22 protein-coding genes are annotated in these 19,660 nt (G+C 70.8%); 10 read left to right on the forward strand and 12 right to left on the reverse strand.

From position 1 onward, the window contains the following. Window positions 1-53 precede the first annotated feature (53 nt). Window positions 54-767, forward strand: a complete 714-nt coding sequence (locus ACZ6C1_RS25860) for a uridine kinase (protein ID WP_469243658.1) — start codon at window positions 54-56, stop codon at window positions 765-767. A 162-nt stretch (window positions 768-929) separates the two neighbouring features. On the opposite strand, the gene ACZ6C1_RS25865 is transcribed toward ACZ6C1_RS25860, so the two are convergent. Next, window positions 930-1,652: a SigE family RNA polymerase sigma factor gene (locus tag ACZ6C1_RS25865; protein ID WP_469243659.1), complete on the reverse strand. Its 723-nt coding sequence runs from the start codon at window positions 1,650-1,652 to the stop codon at window positions 930-932. A gap of 149 nt (window positions 1,653-1,801) precedes the next feature. Between ACZ6C1_RS25865 and afsQ1 the strand changes: the two genes are divergently transcribed. From afsQ1 to ACZ6C1_RS25890, 5 genes are all read left to right on the forward strand, one after another. Next, window positions 1,802-2,479, forward strand: coding sequence for a two-component system response regulator AfsQ1 (gene afsQ1 / locus ACZ6C1_RS25870; RefSeq protein ID WP_179166385.1), 678 nt, complete (start codon window positions 1,802-1,804; stop codon window positions 2,477-2,479). Further along, complete coding sequence (locus tag ACZ6C1_RS25875) at window positions 2,476-3,975, forward strand: ATP-binding protein (RefSeq protein ID WP_469243660.1); 1,500 nt, start codon at window positions 2,476-2,478, stop codon at window positions 3,973-3,975. The genes afsQ1 and ACZ6C1_RS25875 overlap by 4 nt, the downstream gene beginning before the upstream one ends. Further along, on the forward strand, window positions 3,962-4,576 hold the full coding sequence (locus ACZ6C1_RS25880; RefSeq protein WP_469243661.1) for a hypothetical protein: 615 nt from the start codon (window positions 3,962-3,964) through the stop codon (window positions 4,574-4,576). Before ACZ6C1_RS25875 ends, ACZ6C1_RS25880 begins: the two co-directional genes overlap by 14 nt. 64 nt (window positions 4,577-4,640) lie before the next feature. Beyond that, window positions 4,641-5,222 (forward strand): VanZ family protein, encoded by a 582-nt coding sequence (locus ACZ6C1_RS25885; RefSeq protein WP_469243663.1) that lies wholly within the window; start codon window positions 4,641-4,643, stop codon window positions 5,220-5,222. Between the two features lie 78 nt (window positions 5,223-5,300). Then, complete coding sequence (locus ACZ6C1_RS25890) at window positions 5,301-5,501, forward strand: PspC domain-containing protein (RefSeq protein WP_469243665.1); 201 nt, start codon at window positions 5,301-5,303, stop codon at window positions 5,499-5,501. Between the two features lie 71 nt (window positions 5,502-5,572). Here the strand turns inward: ACZ6C1_RS25890 and ACZ6C1_RS25895 are convergent, their stop codons facing one another. Further along, the gene (locus tag ACZ6C1_RS25895; RefSeq protein ID WP_469243667.1) at window positions 5,573-5,905 is read right to left on the reverse strand and encodes a hypothetical protein; all 333 of its coding nucleotides are present in this window, start codon (window positions 5,903-5,905) and stop codon (window positions 5,573-5,575) included. Between the two features lie 130 nt (window positions 5,906-6,035). Next, window positions 6,036-7,190, reverse strand: coding sequence for an adenosine deaminase (locus ACZ6C1_RS25900; RefSeq protein ID WP_469243669.1), 1,155 nt, complete (start codon window positions 7,188-7,190; stop codon window positions 6,036-6,038). Between the two features lie 100 nt (window positions 7,191-7,290). Here ACZ6C1_RS25900 and ACZ6C1_RS25905 point away from each other — a divergent pair, with 100 nt between their 5' ends. After that, window positions 7,291-8,061, forward strand: coding sequence for an alpha/beta fold hydrolase (locus ACZ6C1_RS25905; RefSeq protein ID WP_469243671.1), 771 nt, complete (start codon window positions 7,291-7,293; stop codon window positions 8,059-8,061). Window positions 8,062-8,069: 8 nt separating this feature from the next. On the opposite strand, the gene ACZ6C1_RS25910 is transcribed toward ACZ6C1_RS25905, so the two are convergent. Continuing rightward, window positions 8,070-9,029, reverse strand: coding sequence for a LysR family transcriptional regulator (locus ACZ6C1_RS25910; protein WP_469243672.1), 960 nt, complete (start codon window positions 9,027-9,029; stop codon window positions 8,070-8,072). Window positions 9,030-9,091: 62 nt separating this feature from the next. On the opposite strand from ACZ6C1_RS25910, the gene ACZ6C1_RS25915 reads away from it, so the two are divergent. The 3 genes from ACZ6C1_RS25915 to ACZ6C1_RS25925 all read left to right on the forward strand — a co-directional run bounded on the left by ACZ6C1_RS25915 (window position 9,092) and on the right by ACZ6C1_RS25925 (window position 12,148). After that, window positions 9,092-10,381: an MFS transporter gene (locus ACZ6C1_RS25915; protein ID WP_469243674.1), complete on the forward strand. Its 1,290-nt coding sequence runs from the start codon at window positions 9,092-9,094 to the stop codon at window positions 10,379-10,381. Between the two features lie 33 nt (window positions 10,382-10,414). Continuing rightward, window positions 10,415-11,110 carry a L,D-transpeptidase family protein gene (locus ACZ6C1_RS25920; protein WP_469243676.1) on the forward strand — a complete coding sequence of 232 codons (696 nt, stop codon included), beginning with the start codon at window positions 10,415-10,417 and terminating at the stop codon, window positions 11,108-11,110. Window positions 11,111-11,179: 69 nt separating this feature from the next. Continuing rightward, the gene (locus ACZ6C1_RS25925) at window positions 11,180-12,148 is read left to right on the forward strand and encodes a sigma-70 family RNA polymerase sigma factor (protein WP_469243678.1); all 969 of its coding nucleotides are present in this window, start codon (window positions 11,180-11,182) and stop codon (window positions 12,146-12,148) included. Here the strand turns inward: ACZ6C1_RS25925 and ACZ6C1_RS25930 are convergent. The 8 genes from ACZ6C1_RS25930 to ACZ6C1_RS25965 all read right to left on the reverse strand — a co-directional run bounded on the left by ACZ6C1_RS25930 (window position 12,081) and on the right by ACZ6C1_RS25965 (window position 19,657). Next, window positions 12,081-12,458 (reverse strand): STAS domain-containing protein, encoded by a 378-nt coding sequence (locus ACZ6C1_RS25930; RefSeq protein WP_469243680.1) that lies wholly within the window; start codon window positions 12,456-12,458, stop codon window positions 12,081-12,083. The two genes, ACZ6C1_RS25925 and ACZ6C1_RS25930, sit on opposite strands and share 68 nt — an antisense overlap. Window positions 12,459-12,484: 26 nt before the next feature. Continuing rightward, window positions 12,485-12,607 carry a hypothetical protein gene (locus ACZ6C1_RS25935; RefSeq protein WP_469243681.1) on the reverse strand — a complete coding sequence of 41 codons (123 nt, stop codon included), beginning with the start codon at window positions 12,605-12,607 and terminating at the stop codon, window positions 12,485-12,487. Window positions 12,608-12,657: 50 nt separating this feature from the next. Further along, entirely contained in the window at window positions 12,658-13,935 is a 1,278-nt protein-coding gene (locus tag ACZ6C1_RS25940; RefSeq protein WP_469243684.1) for a thymidine phosphorylase, read from the reverse strand. A gap of 121 nt (window positions 13,936-14,056) precedes the next feature. Beyond that, window positions 14,057-14,446 carry a cytidine deaminase gene (locus ACZ6C1_RS25945; protein ID WP_469243686.1) on the reverse strand — a complete coding sequence of 130 codons (390 nt, stop codon included), beginning with the start codon at window positions 14,444-14,446 and terminating at the stop codon, window positions 14,057-14,059. Continuing rightward, window positions 14,443-15,714, reverse strand: a complete 1,272-nt coding sequence (locus ACZ6C1_RS25950; RefSeq protein WP_469243687.1) for an ABC transporter permease — start codon at window positions 15,712-15,714, stop codon at window positions 14,443-14,445. Before ACZ6C1_RS25950 ends, ACZ6C1_RS25945 begins: the two co-directional genes overlap by 4 nt. Next, entirely contained in the window at window positions 15,711-16,817 is a 1,107-nt protein-coding gene (locus tag ACZ6C1_RS25955) for an ABC transporter permease (protein WP_469243689.1), read from the reverse strand. Before ACZ6C1_RS25955 ends, ACZ6C1_RS25950 begins: the two co-directional genes overlap by 4 nt. Next, window positions 16,814-18,391: an ABC transporter ATP-binding protein gene (locus ACZ6C1_RS25960; RefSeq protein ID WP_469243840.1), complete on the reverse strand. Its 1,578-nt coding sequence runs from the start codon at window positions 18,389-18,391 to the stop codon at window positions 16,814-16,816. Before ACZ6C1_RS25960 ends, ACZ6C1_RS25955 begins: the two co-directional genes overlap by 4 nt. 222 nt (window positions 18,392-18,613) lie before the next feature. After that, window positions 18,614-19,657: a BMP family lipoprotein gene (locus ACZ6C1_RS25965; protein WP_469243691.1), complete on the reverse strand. Its 1,044-nt coding sequence runs from the start codon at window positions 19,655-19,657 to the stop codon at window positions 18,614-18,616. Window positions 19,658-19,660 lie beyond the last annotated feature (3 nt).

Raw genomic sequence — 19,660 nt, forward strand, 5'->3', positions numbered from 1 at the left:
GAAGCTCCTGCCAGCTGCGTAACCTGTCGAGTACGCACCGTATTTGAGATGTGATGCTGGATACCAACGGGTCCCTCGCGGGGTCCCCCGACCGGGTCAATGGTTCAGACTGGTGTCCCGTGAGTTCCCAACCGATCCCGACCCGCGTCGTGCTGCTCGCGGGCCCCTCCGGCTCCGGCAAGTCCTCCCTCGCGGCCCGCACCGGCCTGCCCGTGCTGCGCCTCGACGACTTCTACAAGGAGGGCCACGACCCGACGCTCCCGCTCGTCCCCGGGAGTACGGACGTCGACTGGGACTCCCCCTTGTCCTGGGACGCGGACGCGGCCGTCGCCGCCATCGTGGAGCTGTGCGCCACCGGACGCACGACCGTCCCCGTGTACGACATCGCCACCAGCTCGCGCGTCGACCGGGAGGTCCTCGACATCGAGCGCACACCGCTCTTCGTGGCGGAGGGCATCTTCGCGGCGGACATCGTGGCCCGGTGCCAGGAGCTCGACGTCCTCGCGGACGCCCTGTGCCTGCGCGGCCGGCCGTCCACCACGTTCCGCCGCCGGCTGCTGCGGGACCTCCGCGAGGGCCGCAAGTCGGTACCCGTCCTGCTGCGCCGCGGCTGGCGCCTGATGCGTGCCGAGCGGTCGATCGTCACCCGCCAGACGGCTCTGGGCGCCCATCCCTGCGACAAGGCCGAGGCCCTGGGGCGCCTCGCCGCCGCCGCGGCCGGCCGCCACCGCACGCCGGTCGCCGCCCGGGCTCCGGAACGGACCTGACGGCCGGTTCCGCACACAGCACAGAGCCGGACAAGACCCCCCGTCCTGTCCGGCCCCGCGTGTTTCCCCCGTGTCCCCCGTTCCCCCTGGTCCCCCGTTCCCCCGTGTCCCCCCGATCGCCGGCCGCCGTCTCCCCCGAAACCGTGGCCGGCCCCCCTGCCTTCAGGCCACGAGCTGGCCGAAGGACTCCTCTTCGTCACGGCCGAAGCTGAGGACCTCGTCCTCGCGCAGCCGGCGCAGCGACCGCCAGATGCTCGACTTCACCGTGCCGACACTGATGTCCAGGATCTCCGCGATCTCCGGGTCCGTGCGGCCCTCGTAGTAGCGCAGCACGAGCATCGTGCGCTGCAGTTCGGGCAGCCGGGCGAGCGCCTGCCAGAGCACGGCGCGCAGTTCCGTGCCGCGCATCGCGTCGGTGTCGCCGGCGGACTCGGGGAGTTCCTCGGTCGGGTACTCGTCGATCTTCCGCCGCCGCCAGGCGCTGATGTGCAGGTTCGTCATGGTCCGGCGCAGGTAGCCGCCGACCGCCGCCTTGTCGCTGATGCGCTCCCAGGCGCGGTACGTCGAGAACAGCGCGCTCTGCAGCAGGTCCTCGGCCTCGAACCGGTCGCCGGTGAGGTGGTAGGCGGTGGCGTACAGGGAGGCGCGGCGCTCCCGCACGTAGGCGGTGAACTCCGCCTCCGTGAGGTTCGTCCGCTCCCCCGAGACCTCCCCGTACGCCGTTCCCCCGTCAGTCACGGCGACCATGTAGGGCGCCTTGTGCTGACGCCCGGCGCTGCGAACGCACCCCCGCCCGTTCACCGCGCCGGACTTCTCCGTGCTCCGCGTGACGTCGTGGAGACGCGTGACAACTGCGCTTGAGGTGGTGCTGTGCAGTGCGTTCATCTCGCGCCCCCCGTCGGTTGGAGTCTGCTTCGGTCCGTGTGCCAATGAGCTTGCCCTGGCGAGTTCATGACGGTGTCCGCCGACTGTCACAGACCTGTCACAGCCCCCACCGGTCGAACTGTCCCGCCCCCATGGGACAGAATGACGGCGTGCCTTTCCTGTTGCTGATCGAGGACGACGATTCCATCCGCACGGCCCTCGAACTCTCGCTGTCACGCCAGGGCCACAAAGTGGCCACCGCGGCGACGGGCGAGGACGGCCTGAAACTGTTGCGTGAGCAGCGGCCGGATCTGATCGTGCTGGATGTGATGCTGCCCGGCATCGACGGTTTCGAGGTGTGCCGGCGCATCCGGCGTACCGACCAGTTGCCGATCATCCTGCTGACCGCGCGCAGCGACGACATCGACGTGGTCGTCGGACTGGAGTCCGGTGCGGACGACTACGTCGTGAAGCCGGTGCAGGGCCGGGTGCTGGACGCGCGGATCCGGGCGGTGCTGCGGCGCGGTGAACGCGAGTCGACCGACTCGGCGACGTTCGGGTCGCTGGTGATCGACCGGTCGGCGATGACCGTGACGAAGAACGGTGAGGACCTCCAGCTCACGCCGACGGAGCTGCGGCTGCTGCTGGAGCTGTCCCGTCGCCCGGGCCAGGCACTGTCCCGGCAGCAGTTGCTGCGGCTGGTGTGGGAGCACGACTACCTGGGCGATTCGCGCCTGGTGGACGCGTGCGTCCAGCGGCTGCGGGCGAAGGTGGAGGACGTGCCGTCCTCCCCGACCCTGATCCGTACCGTCCGTGGTGTGGGCTACCGGCTGGACGTGCCTGCGTGAGAAGGACGAGTCTGCGGCTGCGCCTCGTCGTCGTCTTCGCCCTCGTCGCGCTGACCGCCGCCGCGTCCGCGTCGGGGATCGCGTACTGGCTCAACCGTGAGGCCGTGCTGCAGCGCGCGCAGGACTCGGCGCTGAACAACTTCCGCCAGGAGATGCAGCGGCGTGCGGCGACGCTGCCGTTGCGGCCGACGGAGGAGGAGCTGCGCCGGACGGCCGAGGAGATGTCGGCCGGTGGTGTCGGGTACGGCGTGGTGCTGCTGGGCGAGCGCGCCAAGGGCAAGCCGATCGCGGGGGTTTCGGACCCGGACCGGTTCACGATGGACGACGTGCCCGAGGAGCTGCGGGTCGCCGTGAACGAGCGGCAGGAGGTGGCGGACGGCAATGAGTTCCCGTACCACCTGTTCTGGCAGCGGACCACCCGTGACGGCACTCCGTACCTGGTGGGCGGGACGCGGATCGTGGGTGGCGGGCCGACCGGGTACATGTTCAAGTCGCTGGAGCCGGAGCGGCAGGACCTGAACTCGCTCGCGTGGTCGCTGGGGATCGCCTCCGCGCTGGCGCTGATCGTTTCTGCGCTGCTCGCGCAGGCCGCGGCGACGACCGTGCTGAAGCCGGTGCACCGCCTCGGGGAGGCGGCGCGGCGGCTGGGCGAGGGCGAGCTGGACACCCGGCTGCGGGTGTCGGGCACGGACGAACTGGCCGATCTTTCCCGGACGTTCAACAGTGCGGCGGAAAGCCTGCAGAAGAAGGTCGCGGACATGAGCGCCCGGGAGGAGTCGAGCCGTCGCTTCGTCGCGGACATGTCGCACGAGCTGCGGACGCCGCTGACCGCGCTGACCGCCGTGACGGAGGTGCTGGAGGAGGAAGAGGAGAGCCTCGACCCGATGATCGCGCCGGCCGTCAAGCTGGTGGTCAGTGAGACACGGCGGCTCAACACGCTGGTCGAGAACCTGATGGAGGTGACGCGCTTCGACGCGGGTACGGCGCGGCTGGTCCTGGACGACGTCGACGTCGCCGACCAGGTGACGGCGTGCGTCGACGCGCGGGCGTGGCTGGACGCGGTCGAACTGGACGCCGAGCGCGGGATCATGGCGCTGCTCGATCCTCGCCGCCTGGACGTGATCCTGGCGAACCTGATCGGCAACGCGCTCAAGCACGGTGGCTCGCCGGTCCGCGTGTCGGTGCGGACGGCGGAGGACGATCTGTTCATCGAGGTGCGGGACCACGGGCCGGGCATCCCCGAGGACGTTCTGCCGCATGTCTTCGACCGGTTCTACAAGGCGAGCGCGTCACGGCCGCGTTCGGAGGGCTCGGGCCTGGGCCTGTCGATCGCGATGGAGAACGCCCTGATCCACGGCGGTGACATCACGGCGGCGAACTCGCCGGACGGTGACGGGGCGGTGTTCGTGCTGCGGCTGCCGCGCGACGCGTCGCGGACGAGCACCGGCACGGAGCGGGACGAGAAGCAGGAGGGTGGCGGAGATGGGGCTGCGTGAGCGGCGGGGGCTGGTCGCGCTCGCGGGGGCCGTCGTGGTCGCCGCCGTCGCCGCCGGCTGTGGGATCCGTACGACGTCGGTCCCGGTCGACGCGGGTGCCGCGCCGTCGCGGCTGCCGTGCAGCGTGTCGGGTGAGGACCTGGCGTCGCGGACGCAGCCGCAGGCGGTGCCGGTCCGGGTGTACCTGGTGTGCGCGTCCGGTCTGGAGGCGGTGGACCGTACGGTTCCGGCGACCGGGGACAAGAAGCCGGAGGACAGCCGGGTGGCGGCGGCGCAGGCGCTGCTGAACCAGCTTCTCGCGGAGCCGTCGGCGGGCGAGCGCGAGGCGGGGTTCACCACTTCCGTCGAAGGGCCGTTGAGCGTGTCGGCGGGCCGGGAGGGCGACCCGGAGGGGGCGCTGCGGCTGAGCCGTCAGCCGGAGGACCTGCCGGCGGCGGCGCTGTCGCAGATCGTGTGCACGTACGCGGAGAACGCCGCGATCGCCGGCGGCGGGACGGCTCTGCTCGGTGGCCCGGGCCCCTATCCGGTGCGTGGCTACGCGTGCACCGCCCAGCTCCGGGAGCGTCCGGACTCCGCGGCGCCCACGCGGCCCGCGTCCTGAGCCACCGCCGAGCCGCCGGCCGCCGGGCGGAACCGATCGTGCCGGTCGACGCGTCTTGGGGGGCGTGCAGCGTCATGGTTCGGACGGCAATGCCGTCATCCGCTTCCGCGCGGCGGGGCTCATCCTCCTCATCGCTCATCTTGCGCTCGTGGGGTGGCTGACCCTCCGGCCGCGGGACGTGATGTGGGTGACGGCGGCCAATCTGGAGCCACTGGCCGGGATCAAGGCCGATCTGGCGCTGGGGCCGTTGGAGGCCGCGCGGCGTATTGGCGAGGGGCTGTTGCTGCTGGCGCCGCTCGGGGTGCTGTTGCCCATGGCGGGGGGCCGGCTGGCCGTGTCCCGGTGGGCGTCGCTGGCCCGTACGGTCGTGGCGGGCGCGCTGGTGTCGCTGGGCATCGAACTGTTGCAGACGGCGGTGCCGGGCCGGGTCGTGGACGTGGACGCGCTGCTGCTGAACACCACGGGCGTGGCGCTGGCTCACCTCGCGGTGGTGCCCGCGTGGCGGGGGCGGCTGCGGCGCCGGCAGCGGCGGCCGGAGCGGGACCGGCGGCCGGGCGGCAGCCGGGGCCATGGGATGGGGGTCCTGCGCGAGGAGGTCCCTCAGGGTGCGACCCCGAGGATTCCCAGGGTCGGTATCGCCCCGTAGTCCGACGTTTTGTCCTGGGCTTCGGGGCGAGGATGGAGTCATCGAAGGATTCGACTTCCTCCCGCGAAGGAGCCCACCATGGCCGCACTTGCCCGCCCTCGTGACGGACGCATGATCGGCGGAGTGTGCGCAGCGCTGGCACGGCGCTTCGGCACCTCCGCGACGACGATGCGTGTGATCTTCGTGGCCTCGTGTCTGCTGCCCGGCCCGCAGTTCCTGCTGTACCTGGCGCTGTGGATGCTGCTGCCGTCGGAGAAGGCTGCGAAGCCGGCCTGGTAGTCACTCCGCGCACGCGAAGGGGCGCCCACCTCGATCGGTGGGCGCCCCTTCGCGTGCGTGCTGCCGCCGGCTCAGGCCCCGAGGCCGGCGACCGGGAGGGTGCCGCCGATGGGCAGGCCGCCGAGGAGGCCGGTGGCGGCGGCCGGGTCGATGGGCAGACCCTGGAGCGAGGCGTTCTTGGTGGCGGCGCCGGTCAGCTCCTGCCCCGTGGCCAGCAGTTCGGTGGCGTTGTTCGGAGCCTGCTCGATGCCGGACTGGATGACCGGCACCGCGGTGGCGGTGGCGGCGCCCAGCGCGGCGCTGGTGGGCGTCGTGGTGGCCGCGGAGGCGGTGCCGGCGGTGGCGGCGGCGAACGCGGCACCGAGAGCGGCGACACCGAGGGTCTTGGCGGCAGACTGCTTCATCGAATTTCGTCCTTGGGAGAACTCGGGGAAAGATGAGCGGCTCTGCAACTTAGTCATCGTTCCGCAGCCCCCGCAAACACCCGAAACGGCCAGGTCATGGAATTTCCCGGCCGTTCCCGGGGAGGCGGCTTCAGGGCTTCTTGAGGACGGAATCGCTGGTCGCGGCGGTCTGACGGAACAGCCATTCGGACTTCAACTCGGCATAGCCGGGCTTGATCACGTCATTGATCATCGCCAGCCGTTCGTCGAAAGGAATGAATGCTGATTTCATCGCATTGACGGTGAACCACTGCATGTCGTCGAGCGTGTAGCCGAACGTCTCGGTCAGCAGCTCGAATTCACGGCTCATGCTGGTGCCCGACATCAACCGGTTGTCGGTGTTGACCGTGGCCCTGAAGTGCAGGCGGCGCAGCAGCCCGATGGGGTGCTCCGCGTACGAGGCGGCGGCGCCGGTCTGGAGGTTGGAGGTGGGGCACAGCTCCAGCGGGATGCGCTTGTCGCGTACGTATGCGGCGAGGCGGCCGAGCGCGACGGTGCCGTCCTCGGCGACCTGGATGTCGTCGATGATGCGCACCCCGTGGCCGAGGCGGTCGGCGCCGCACCACTGGAGGGCCTGCCAGATGGACGGCAGGCCGAAGGCCTCGCCCGCGTGGATGGTGAAGTGGTTGTTCTCGCGCTTGAGGTACTCGAAGGCGTCGAGGTGGCGGGTGGGCGGGTACCCGGCCTCGGCGCCCGCGATGTCGAAACCGACGACGCCCAGGTCGCGGTAACGGTTGGCGAGTTCGGCGATCTCCAGCGCGCGGGCGGCGTGCCGCATGGCGGTGAGCAGGGCGCCCACCCGGATGCGGTGGCCGTTCTCACGGGCGCGCCGCTCGCCGAGGCGGAATCCCTCGTTGACGGCTTCGACGACCTCTTCGAGGGTGAGGCCCTGGTCGAGGTGCTGTTCGGGGGCGTAGCGGACCTCCGCGTACACGACACCGTCCTCGGCGAGGTCCTCGGCGCATTCGGCGGCGACGCGGACGAGGGCCTCGCGGGTCTGCATGACGGCGCAGGTGTGCGCGAAGGTCTCCAGGTAGCGCTCCAGCGAACCGGAGTCGGCGGCCTCGCGGAACCAGATGCCGAGCTTGTCCGGCTCGTGCTCGGGAAGCGCCGTGTATCCGGCGGCGTCGGCGAGGTCGATGATGGTGCCGGGGCGCAGACCGCCGTCGAGGTGGTCGTGGAGCAGCACCTTGGGGGCACGGCGGATCTGGTCCGCGGTAGGGATCTGGGGTGTCTGGCTCGTCATTTTCGAACTCTAGCCCCTACGCGCGTAGAAGGCGCGTCGATACGTAACAGTGACCGCGCGTACGGATCGCGTACACCTCCCCTTCTGAGACTGTTCTGCCATGGCACACCACGCACTCGTAGGTACGGGGGGCGCGCGGGCGCCCAGGCTGGGCAGGCCCGTGGGGACGTCCGTCCCGGCGGTGGGCGGCGTGGTGCTGCTCCTCCCGGACGGGGAGCCGGTCTCGGGTCGCGGCCCGTCGCCGTTCGCTCACGCCGCGGCCGTGTCCCCGGCGCGCCGCCTGGCCCGCGCGGGACGGGCGGACGGACTGGTGGCCCATGTGGTGCGCTACCGGGGGCGCGGCTGGAACGGCTCGGACGCGCGGCTCGCGGCGGACGCGCGCTGGGCGGTCTCGGAGGTCGTACGCCGGTACGGCGACGTTCCGGTGTGCCTCGCCGGGCGAGGCATGGGCGGCCGGGCGGCGCTGCGGGCGGCGGGCCACACGGCCGTCAACTCGGTACTGGCCCTTGCCCCTTGGCTGCCGGAGGACGATGTGGCGGCGTCGCCCGAACCGGTGAAGCAGCTCGCCGGACGTCACGTCCTGATCGTGCACGGCACCAACGACACCCGGACGGATCCGGAGCTGTCGTACCGGCTGGCGGAGCGCGCGAAGAAGGTGAACCGGGACACGTGCCGCTTCGAGGTCCACTCGGACGGTCACGCTTTGCGCGAGCACCACACCGAAGTGGCGGCGCTGACCGCCGACTTCGTCCTGGGCGCGCTGTTCGGCCACCCCTTCTCGCGCCCGGTCGCCGACGCGTTCGCCGCACCCCCGCCGCTCGGTCTCCGCATGCCGCTGGCCTCGGGCTTCGGCAGGGCGCTGCGGCGGTAGGCGGCGGCCTACTCGGGCTCGTTCAGCAGCCGGCCCCGGCGGGAGAGCAGGAACCGTTTGAAGGCCGCCACCGGTGGGGTGTCGGGGTGACCGTCGAGCCAGGCGACACCGATCTCGCGGGCGGCGCGCGGGGACGTGACCGTGAGCTCGACGACGCCCGGCCGGGGGACGGCGGGCGGTGGCAGGAGGGCGACTCCGAGGCCCGCGGCGACCAGGCCGCGGAGTGTCTCGGCCTCCTCGCCCTCGAAGGCGATCCGCGGGGTGAAGCCCGCCTCGGCGCACAGCGCGTCGGTGATGCGCCGCAGTCCGTAGCCGGGCTCCAGGGTGACGAACGTTTCGTCGGCGGCCTCGGCGAGCCGTACCCGTTTGCGGACGGCCAGCCGGTGGTCGTCCGGGACGACGAGGCGTAGCCGCTGCTCGTCCAGGCGGCGGGACACCAGGTCGGGGGCGTCCGGCACGGGTGAGGTGAGGCACAGGTCCAGGTCGCCGGCCCGCAGGCGCTCGATCATGGCCTCGCCGTAGTTCTGGACGAGCGTGAAGCGGACCTTGGGGTGGTCCACCCGGAAGGCGCGGATGAGCTCGGGGACGGTCTCCGAGCCCATGGTGTGCAGGAACCCGAACGCCACCCGCCCCGCCGAGGGGTCGGCGTCCGCCCGTACCGCGTCGGCCGAGCGTTCCACCTCCGCCAGTGCCCGCTCGGCGGAGGCCAGGAAGGTGCGGCCGGCCGGGGTGAGCGAGACCGTGCGGCCTCTGCGGGCGAAAAGGGAGACGCCCAGGTCCTGTTCGAGCCGGACCATGGCCCTCGACAGCGTGGACTGCGGCACGCCGATCTCCTGCGCGGCGCGCGTCACGTGCTCGTGGCGGGCGACCGCCGCGAAGTACGCGAGGCGCGGCGCAAGCAGCAGCCCCATGTCGTCTTCGTTACTGTTCGGTGACAGCCACTCCTGTGAGCTGTTGTTATGCGCCATGGGAACGATTAAAGCCGTTCCATGCATTGGACGCATCAAGCGTGGGTGCCTACGGTCGAGACATGCCTTCCGCCAGTACCAAGGCGGCCGCCACCGACGCGGTCGCCGACACCCGCCTTTCCCCCGGCCGCCCCGGCTACCGCCGGATGAGCTTCGCGCTCTTCGCCGCCGGAGTCGCCACCTTCGCCCTCCTCTACTCGACGCAGGCCCTGCTCCCGGCCGTCTCCGCCGACTTCGGCGTGAGCGCCTCGGCTGCCAGCTGGACCGTGTCCGCGGCGACCGGCGCGCTCGCCCTGTGCGTGCTGCCGCTGAGCGCCCTGTCCGAGCGGTTCGGCCGCCGCACCCTGATGACCGCCTCCCTCGCGGTCGCGGTCGTCGTCGGTCTGCTCGTGCCCTTCGCGCCGAGCCTGGAGTGGCTGGTGGCGCTGCGCGCCGTGCAGGGCGCCGCGCTCGCGGGGCTGCCCGCGTCGGCGATGGCGTACCTGGCGGAGGAGGTACGCCCCAAGGCGCTGGTCGCGGCGATCGGCCTGTTCGTGGCGGGGAACAGCATCGGCGGCATGAGCGGCCGGCTCGTCACCGGCTGGGTGGCCCAGCTCTGGGGCTGGCGCGCCGCGCTCGCCGCGGTCGGGCTGATGGCCGTGGTGTGCGCGGTGGTGTTCCGGCTGATGATCCCCGAGGCACGGCACTTCTCACCCGGTTCGCTGCGGCCGCGCACGCTGGCGGCGACGGTCCGTACGCACCTGTCGGACCCGCTGCTGATGCGGCTGTACGCGATCGGCGCGCTGTTCATGACCGTCTTCGGCGCCGTCTACACGGTGATCGGCTACCGGCTCGTCGAGGCGCCGTTCTCACTGCCGCAGGGCGTGATCGGCTCGATCTTCCTCATCTACCTGGTCGGTACGGTGTCGTCGGCCGCGGCCGGCAAGCTGGTGGCGCGCACCGGGCGGCGCGGGGCGCTGTACCTGGCGGTGACCACGACGGCGGCGGGCCTGCTGCTGTCCCTGTCGGACGCCCTGCCGGCCGTGCTGGCGGGCCTGGTGCTGATCACGGCCGGGTTCTTCGCCGGGCACGCGGTCGCCTCGTCGTCGGTGAGCCGTACGGCGAGGACGGGCCGCGCGCAGGCCTCGGCGCTGTACCAGTCGGCGTACTACCTGGGCAGCAGCGCGGGCGGCACGCTCGGCGCGGTCGCCTTCCACGCCGGCGGCTGGGCCGGCACGGTCCTGCTGGGGCTGGTCGCCGTCCTCGGCGTCGTGTCCCTGACCCTGTACGGGACGCACGCCGCGCGCGTGGAAAACCGTAAATCCCGAGAGACGTACAACCGCACCGCTTCCCCGAGCGTCATAAGGGCATAACAACGACAAGGGGCTCCAGGGGGAGTGGTGTACGTGGGTGGGATTCGCAGACGGGCCGGGGTCGCGCTCGGGCTCACGGGACTCGTCGTGCCGCTGACGGTCGCGCTGGGCGCCGCGCCGGCCCAGGCGGCGTCCTGTACGACGTCGACCGGGCCGTACCAGCGGCAGGTCGAGAAGTTCATGGGCCGGCCGGTGGACGGGAAGCAGTCGCCGGCCGACTGCAAGGCGATACAGACGTTCCAGCGCTGGCACGGGATCACCCCCACCATCGGGTACGCGGGGGAGATCACCTGGCGCACGATGAACACGATCCTCCAGCAGCGGGCTGCGGGGAAGAACCCCAACGCGGCGGGGAAGTGCCCCACCGACAAGGGGCGGATCGCGTGCGTGGACCTGACGCGGCAGCTCAGCTGGATCCAGGACGGCGCCAAGCTCGCGTACGGGCCGGTGCCGGTGCGGACCGGCCGTGACGGCGACGAGACCCGTACCGGCGCGAGGAAGATCTACCACCGCAACATCAACCACTGGTCGACGCTCTACAAGGTGCGGATGCCGTACGCGCAGTTCTTCGACGGCGGCCAGGCGTTCCACTCGGTCGGCAAGTCGATGTACAACCCGCCCGGCTCGCGCGGCTGCGTCAACATGCGCGAGGCGGACGCCAAGGCGTACTGGAACATGCTGAGGAACGGCGACGACGTGTTCGTCTACGGGCGCAAGCCCGGGACGTGACCCGCACTGTCAGTCCCCTCCTGTAGCTTCCGTCGTGAGGCATGGGAAGCGCGAGTCGGGGTGGACGCGATGACGGATGTGGCGAGCGATGTGGCGAGTCTGGAGCAGTACCGGACCGAGCTGACCGGGTACTGCTACCGCATGCTGGGGTCGGCCTTCGAGGCGGAGGACGCCGTCCAGGACACCATGGTCCGGGCGTGGCGGAGCTTCGAGAAGTTCGAGGGCCGGTCCTCGGTGCGGTCCTGGCTGTACCGCATCGCGACGAACGTGTGCCTGGACGCGTTGAACGCGGGCAACAGGCGGGCGCGGCCGATGGACCTGACCGCGCCGACACCGGTGGCCCAGGCACAGCTCAACTCCCGTCCGGAGGTCACCTGGCTGGAGCCGGTGCCGGACGGGCGGGTGCTGCCGTCGGTCGCCGACCCGGCGGAGACGGCGGTGGCGAAGGAATCGGTGCGGCTCGCGTTCGTGGCCGCGCTCCAGCACCTGCCGCCGAAGCAGCGGGCGGTGCTGATCCTGCGCGAGGTGCTCGCGTGGAAGGCGAGCGAGGTGGCGGAGCTGCTCGGCACCTCGGTCGCGTCGGTCAACAGCGCGCTCCAGCGGGCCCGGGCGACGCTCGCGGAGTCCGAGCCGGCGAAGACGGACACGGCCGACCCGCTCGACGAGGAGCAGAAGAAGCTCCTCGACCGGTACGTGGCGGCTTTCGAGGGGTACGACATGGCCGCCCTGACGGCGCTGCTCCACGAGGACGCCACGCTGTCCATGCCGCCCTACGACCTGTGGCTCCGGGGCCACGACGACATCGTCGGATGGATGCTGGGCGTCGGCGAGGTGTGCCGGGGCTCGCGGCTGGTGCCGGTGGTGGCCAACGGCACCCCCGCGTTCGCGCACTACCACCCCGACCCGGAGGGCGGTTTCAGCCCGTGGGCGCTGATGGTCATCGAGATCGTGGACGGGAAGGTTTCGGGCATCACGTCGTTCCTGGACGTGAAGCGCTGGTTCCCGTTGTTCGATCTTCCGGAGCGGCTGGAGGCGTGAGGAGGCCGTCGAGCCCGACGAGCTCCAGCAGCGCCCGGAGGGCGGGCTGGGCGTCGCGTACGGTCATCCGGCGGCCCAGCCGCTGAGCGGTCAGGCGGAGCCGGGCCAGTGCCTCGGCGGTGGCGAGGCCCGGCCGGGTGACGCCGCCGACGTCGCAGATGACGTCGGGGCCGTCCCGCTCACCGAGCAGCGCGGTCAGCTCCTCGCAGAGTCGGGGGACGTCGGCGGGCTCGATCACGCCGACGACGCGGAAGACTTTCGGATCCGTGGTGTCCACAGGGAGGAGACCCGCGCCGGGGGCGGAACTCATCGATGGCCGCCATGTACGCGGGCGGATCAGCCGACGGGGAAGGCGCTGGTGTCGAGGGTGACGTCGAAGGGGGCCGGGAGGTGGATGCCCTCGCCGTACTTCACCGTGTCGAGCACACGGTAGAGGGAGTTCCTGGGCTCGCCCAGCATGCCGAACGGGACCGATGGAGGTCCATCGGTCCCGTTCAGCCGTGCGAGTGTCAGGCGATGCGTTCCAGCACGACCGGGGTCGGCTCGTACGCCGTGCCCGCGGCGGCGATGTCGTAGGTGCCGTCCAGGGACTGCAGGGCGTAGTCGAACTTCTCCGGGGTGTCCGTGTGGAGGGTCAGCAGCGGCTGGCCCGCCGTGACGGTGTCGCCCGGCTTGGCGTGGATCTCGATGCCGGCGCCCGCCTGGACCGGGTCCTCCTTGCGCGCGCGACCCGCGCCGAGGCGCCAGGCGGCGACGCCGACGCCGTACGCGTCGAGGCGGGTGAGGACGCCCGAAGAGGGTGCGGTGACGACGTGCTGCTCACGGGCGACCGGGAGGGTGGCGTCCGGGTCGCCGCCCTGCGCGGCGATCATGCGGCGCCAGACGTCCATCGCGGAGCCGTCGGCGAGGGCCTTCGCCGGGTCGGCGTCCTTGATTCCGGCCGCGTCGAGCATCTCGCGGGCGAGCGCGATGGTGAGCTCCACGACGTCGGCGGGGCCGCCGCCCGCGAGGACCTCGACGGACTCGCGGACCTCCAGGGCGTTGCCCGCGGTCAGGCCGAGCGGGGTCGACATGTCGGTGAGGAGGGCGACCGTCTTCACGCCGTGGTCGGTGCCCAGGCCCACCATGGTGGAGGCGAGCACACGGGCGTCGGCGATGTTCTTCATGAACGCGCCGGAGCCGACCTTGACGTCCAGGACCAGCGAGCCGGTGCCCTCGGCGATCTTCTTGGACATGATCGAGGACGCGATCAGCGGGATCGCCTCGACCGTGCCGGTGACGTCGCGCAACGCGTACAGCTTCTTGTCGGCGGGGGCGAGGCCGTCGCCCGCCGCGCAGATGACCGCGCCGGTGGTGTCGAGGACGTGCAGCATCTCCTCGTTGGAGAGGAGGGCGCGCCAGCCGGGGATGGACTCCAGCTTGTCGAGCGTGCCGCCGGTGTGGCCGAGGCCCCGGCCGGAAAGCTGCGGCACGGCGGCGCCGCAGGCCGCGACCAGCGGGGCGAGCGGCAGGGTGATCTTGTCGCCGACGCCACCGGTGGAGTGCTTGTCGGCGGTGGGCCGGGACAGGGAGGAGAAGTCCATCCGCTCGCCGCTGGCGATCATCGCGGCGGTCCAGCGGGCGATCTCCGTACGGTTCATGCCGTTCAGCAGGATCGCCATGGCGAGCGCGGACATCTGCTCGTCGGCGACCTCGCCGCGCGTGTAGGCGTCGATGACCCAGTCGATCTGCTCGGGGCTCAGCTCGCCCCGGTCCCGCTTGGTGCGGATGACGGAAATCGCGTCCATGGCCTAAAGGGTTCCTTCCAGCGGGGTGGGACAGTCCTGCACACGCGACTCTACGCGCATAGAGGAAGAGGGGTGGAGAAGGACGACCCCTCCGCGGACAGCGCGGAAGGGTCGTCCCGTCTTAAGCGAGGTGCTGCGGCCCGAACGCCTGCGGCAGCATCGCGGCGAGCGTCAGCACGCCCGCCGGCGTGTCCAGCAGCAGTTCGTCGCCGCCGAACTCGTACAGCAGCTGCCGGCAGCGGCCGCACGGCACCAGGACCTGGCCACGCCCGTCCACGCACACGAAATGCGTCAGCCGTCCGCCGCCGGTGGCCTGGAGCTGGGAGACGAGCCCGCACTCGGCGCACAGGCCGATGCCGTACGAGGCGTTCTCCACGTTGCAGCCGGTGACCGTGCGCCCGTCGTCGACCAGGGCCGCCGCGCCCACCGCGTAGCCCGAGTACGGGGCGTACGCGTGGGACATGGCGTCCCGGGCGGCTTGGCGCAGGGCCTCCCAGGCCTCGTCGGTCACTTGCCCTGGCCCCTCTTGTAGGGCATGCCGTCCGCCTTCGGCATGCGGAGCCGCTGTGCGGACAGCGCCAGCACCAGCAGCGTGGTGACGTACGGCGCGGCGTCCACGAACTGGCTGGGCAGGGCCTCGGTGAAGGCGTACCAGACGAAGAGACCCGCCGCGACGACGGTGGCGACGGCCGCGCTCACGTACTTCTTCTTGTAGAGCTGCCAGAGCATCATCGCCACCAGCAGGATCGCCAGCAGCAGGAGCATCGCGTGGACGTTCTCGGCACCGCCGCGCAGCTTGAGGCTGTCGGTGAAGCCGAACAGTCCGGCGCCGAGGGCCATGCCGCCCGGCATCCAGTTGCCGAAGATCATCGCGGCGAGGCCGATGTAACCGCGGCCGCCGGTCTGGCCCTCCTGGTAGATGCCGGTGGAGACGATGGCGAGGAAGGCACCGCCCAGGCCCGCGAGGGCGCCGGAGACGATGACGGCGATGTACTTGTACTTGTAGACGTTGACGCCGAGGGACTCGGCGGCGATCGGGTTCTCACCGCAGGACCGCAGGCGCAGGCCGAACGAGGTGCGCCACAGGATCCACCAGGTGCCGGGGATCAGCAGCAGCGCGAGGACGGTCAGCAGCGACAGGCCGGTGACCAGGCCGCCGAGGAGGCCGGCGAGGTCGGAGATGAAGAACCAGTGCTTCGCCTGGAGGTCGGCCAGCCCGTCCGACAGGCCGGGGATGGTGATCCGGTCGATCGCGTCGATGCGCGGCGACTGCTTGGAGGAGCCGCCCTCGGCCTCGGCGAAGGTGAAGTTGGCCAGGTAGCGGGTGAGGCCGGTGGCCAGGATCGTGATCGCCACACCGGAGACGATGTGGTTCACGTTGAAGGTGACCGTGATGACCGCGTGCAGCAGGCCGCCGAGCGCACCGCCCACGATGCCCAGCAGGACGCCGGTCCACGGGCCCCACTGGTAGCCGGCCCAGGCACCGAAGAAGGTGCCGAGGATCATCATGCCTTCGAGGCCGATGTTGACCACGCCAGCCCGCTCGGACCACAGACCGCCGAGACCGGCCAGACCGATCGGCACGGCGAGCTGGAGCGCGCCCGCGACCTGGCCCACCGAGGTGAGGTCGTTGGCGCCGCTGATCACCCGGACCAGCGAGAACAGAAGCAGTCCGCCCGCGATGATCAGCAGGATGACCGGCAGGGACAGCTTGCGGCGTCCGCCGCCCTTCTTCGGCGCGGTCGCCGCGGCCGAAACCGTGCTCGTGGACTCACTCATGAGGACACGGCCTCCTTCTTCTTGGCCTGGGCGGCAAGTTCTTCGCCGACCTTCTGCTGCTGCCGGCGCAGCCCGTACTGGCGGACGAGCTCGTAGGAGACGACCACCGAGATCACGATCAGGCCCTGCATGATCGTGGCGATTTCCTTCTCGTAGCCGTACTGGTCCAGCGAGGCCGAGGCCTTGTCGAGGAAGGCGACCAGCAGTGCGGCGAAGAAGATGCCGATGGGGCTGTTGCGGCCGAGCAGGGCGATGGTGATGCCGGTGAAGCCGATGCCCGCCGGGAAGCTGAAGCTGTACGTGTGGGTCTGGCCGAGCAGCAGCGGCAGGCCGGTCAGACCGGCGACGGCGCCGGAGATCAGCATGGCGGTGAGCACCATCTTCTTGGCGTCGACGCCGCTCGCCTGGGCTGCCGAGTCGCTGGCGCCGGTGGCGCGCAGGTCGAAGCCGAAGCGGGTGCGGTTGAGGACGAACCAGTAGACGATGCCGAGCGCGAAGGCCACGAAGGTGAAGCCGTAGATGGTGCCGCCGTCGACGTCCAGGCCCGGGATCCAGCCGGACTCGGCGATCTCACCGGTGGTGAGGTCGTTGGAGCCCTCCGCCTGCACACCGAGGTTGGTGGGCAGGATCATCCAGGCGATGAGGCTGGTCGCGATGGCGTTGAGCATGATCGTCGAGACGACCTCGCTGACGCCGCGCGTGGTCTTGAGGATGCCCGCGATACCGGCCCAGAAGGCGCCGACGAACATGGCGACGAACACGATCAGCAGGACGTGCAGCGGTCCGGGCAGTTCGACGGAGGCGCCGACGACCGCGGCGAGCATCGCCGCGAGGCGGTACTGCCCGTCCACACCGATGTTGAACAGGTTCATCCGGAAGCCGATGGCGACCGCCAGCGCGGCGAGGTAGTACGTGCCGGTCTGGTTGAGGATGAGGACCTGGACGTCGGTGAACTCGGCGTTCTCCACCATGATCCGGTACGGCTCGAACGGATCACGGTCCGAGAGGAGCAGCACCACCGACGTGAGCAGGAAGGCCACGACCAGGGCGAGCACCGGGCCGGCGAGGCCCAGGATCAGCCGGTCCTTGTCGAATTTCCTCATCGGCCCTCACCGTTCTCGTTGTGCTCAAGGTGGCCGGTGGCAGCGCCGGTCATGGCCGAGCCCAGCTCCTCCGGGGTGATCGTGGCGGGGTCCGCGTCCGCGACCAGCCGGCCGCGGTACATCACCCGCAGGGTGTCGGAGAGCCCGATGAGCTCGTCCAGGTCGGCGGAGATCAGCAGCACCGCCAGGCCCTCGCGACGGGCCTCACGGATCTGGTCCCAGATCTGCGCCTGCGCGCCGACGTCCACGCCACGGGTGGGGTGGGCGGCGATCAGGAACTTGGGGTTGTGGCTCATCTCGCGGCCGACGATCAGCTTCTGCTGGTTGCCGCCGGAGAGAGAGGCCGCGGTGACGTCGATGCCGGGGGTGCGCACGTCGTACTCGCGCACGATCCGCTCGGTGTCCTTGCGGGCGGCCTTCGGGTCGAGGATGCCGCGCTTGCTGTTGGGCGCCTCGGTGACGTGGCCGAGGATGCGGTTCTCCCACAGCGGGGACTCCAGCAGCAGGCCGTGGCGGTGGCGGTCCTCGGGGATGTAACCGATACCGCCCTCGCGGCGCTTGCGGGTCGGCGCGTGCGAGATGTCGGCCCCGTCGAGGCTGATCACACCGCCGTCCGGGGTGCGCAGGCCCATCAGGGCCTCGATCAGCTCCGTCTGGCCGTTGCCCTCGACGCCGGCGATGCCGACGACCTCGCCCTTGTGGATGGTGAAGTCGATGCCGTCGAGGACCTCGCGGACGACGCCGTCGGGGTCGGTGGCGGTCAGCCGCAGGCCCTGGACGGAGAGCATCGGGACGTCCGTCACCGTCGACTCCCGCGTCTCCGGCGACGGCAGCTCGGTGCCGACCATCAGTTCGGCGAGCTGCTTGGTGGTGGTGGTCCGGGGGTCGGCGGTGCCGACGGTCGTACCGCGGCGGATGACGGTGATGTCGTCGGCGACCGCGAGGACCTCGCCCAGCTTGTGCGAGATGAAGATGACCGTGAGGCCCTCGGCCTTGAGCTCGCGCAGGTTGGCGAAGAGTGCGTCGACCTCCTGCGGGACGAGCACGGCGGTCGGCTCGTCGAGGATCAGGGTGCGGGCGCCGCGGTAGAGGACCTTGAGGATCTCCACACGCTGGCGGTCGGCGACACCGAGCTGCTCGACCAGGGCGTCCGGGCGGACGTTCAGCCCGTACGCGTCCGAGATCTCCATGATCTTCTTGCGGGCCTTGGCGCCGATGCCGTACAGCTTCTCGCCGCCGAGAACCACGTTCTCCAGGACGGTGAGGTTGTCGGCCAGCATGAAGTGCTGGTGCACCATGCCGATGCCGGTCGCGATGGCGTCGGCGGGGCTGGAGAAGGAGACCTGCTTGCCGTCGATCGTGATGGTGCCCTCGTCCGGCTTCTGCATGCCGTAGAGGATCTTCATCAGGGTCGACTTGCCGGCACCGTTCTCACCGACCAGGGCGTGAACGGTGCCCTTGCGGATGGTGATGTCGATGTCGTGGTTGGCGACGACGCCGGGGAAGCGCTTGGTGATGCCGCGCAGTTCCACGGCGGGAGCAGCCGGCGGCGATGACGGACTGGACGCGTTGATGACGCACTCTCCTTGGCGGGAAAGGAGCTTCAGGAGCGGGAGCAGGGGGGCAGGTGCCGAAGCTATCGCGCCACGCGGGGGTCTACGCGCGTAGCGACGGCGAAGGGAAGAAACCGGGGGGCAACCCCCGGCACGGCCCGGACGTGGCGGAACATGGTCCGGGTCCGGAGGGACGGCTCGTACCGTCCCTCCGGACCCGCGGACCTGGTCGCGGCCGCGCGGTTACGGAGCGGTCTTGACCTTGATCTTGCCGGCGATGATGTCGGCCTTGGCCTTCTCCACCGCGGCGGTCACGTCGGTCAGCTTGGTGTAGGCCGGGTTGGAGGTGGCCAGGCCCACGCCGCCCTTGTCGAGGCCGTAACGGACCTCACCGGACTGCGGCTTGCCGTCCTTGACCGACTTGATCAGGTTGTAGACGGAGTCGGCCACGTCCTTGGTCACCGAGGTGAGGATGTACTCCTTGTAGGCCGCGAGGCCCTTCTGGTTGTACTGGTCGGAGTCGACGCCGATGGCCCACTTCTTGGCCTTGGCGGCGGCCTCGATCGAGCCCGAGCCGGCGAGACCGGCGGCGGCGTAGATCACGTCGGCGCCCGCGTCGAGCTGCCCCTCGGCGGCGGCCTTGCCGAGGTCCGGCTTGGAGAAGCCACCGAAGTCCGGCGGCTGCGTCAGGTACTGGACCTTGACGTTGACGTTCTTGTTGGTGTCCTTGACGCCCTGGACGTAACCCGCCTCGAACTTCTTGATCAGCGGGGTCTCGACACCGCCGATGAAGCCGACGGTGTTGGTCTTGGTCACCTTGGCGGCGGCGACACCGGCCAGGTAGGAGCCCTGCTCCTCGTTGAAGACCAGGTTGGCGATGTTCTTGCCGGTCTTCGAGGTGTCGTCGATCAGGCCGAAGGTGGTCTTCGGGAACTTCGGCGCGACCTCGGCGATGGCGGGCGCGTAGGCGAAACCGACGCCGATGACGGGGTTGTTGCCGGCGCGGGCCAGCTCGGTCAGGCGCTGGACCTTGTCCGGGTCACCCTCACCCTCGCTGGGCTCCGCCTCGGTGCCCTCGATGCCGAGGTCCTTCTCGGCCTTCGCCAGACCGGCGTAGGCGGCGTCGTTGAACGACTGGTCGCCACGGCCGCCGATGTCGTAGGCGATGGCCGCCTTGTCCTGGTCGTCGCCACCGCTGGACGACGACTTTCCGCCACACGCGGTGACGCTGAGTGCGAGAGCCGCGGACGCGACGCCCACGGTTGCGATCCTGGTGATCCGGCGCAAGGG

The sequence above is a fragment of the Streptomyces sp. NPDC041796 genome (assembly GCF_055590785.1).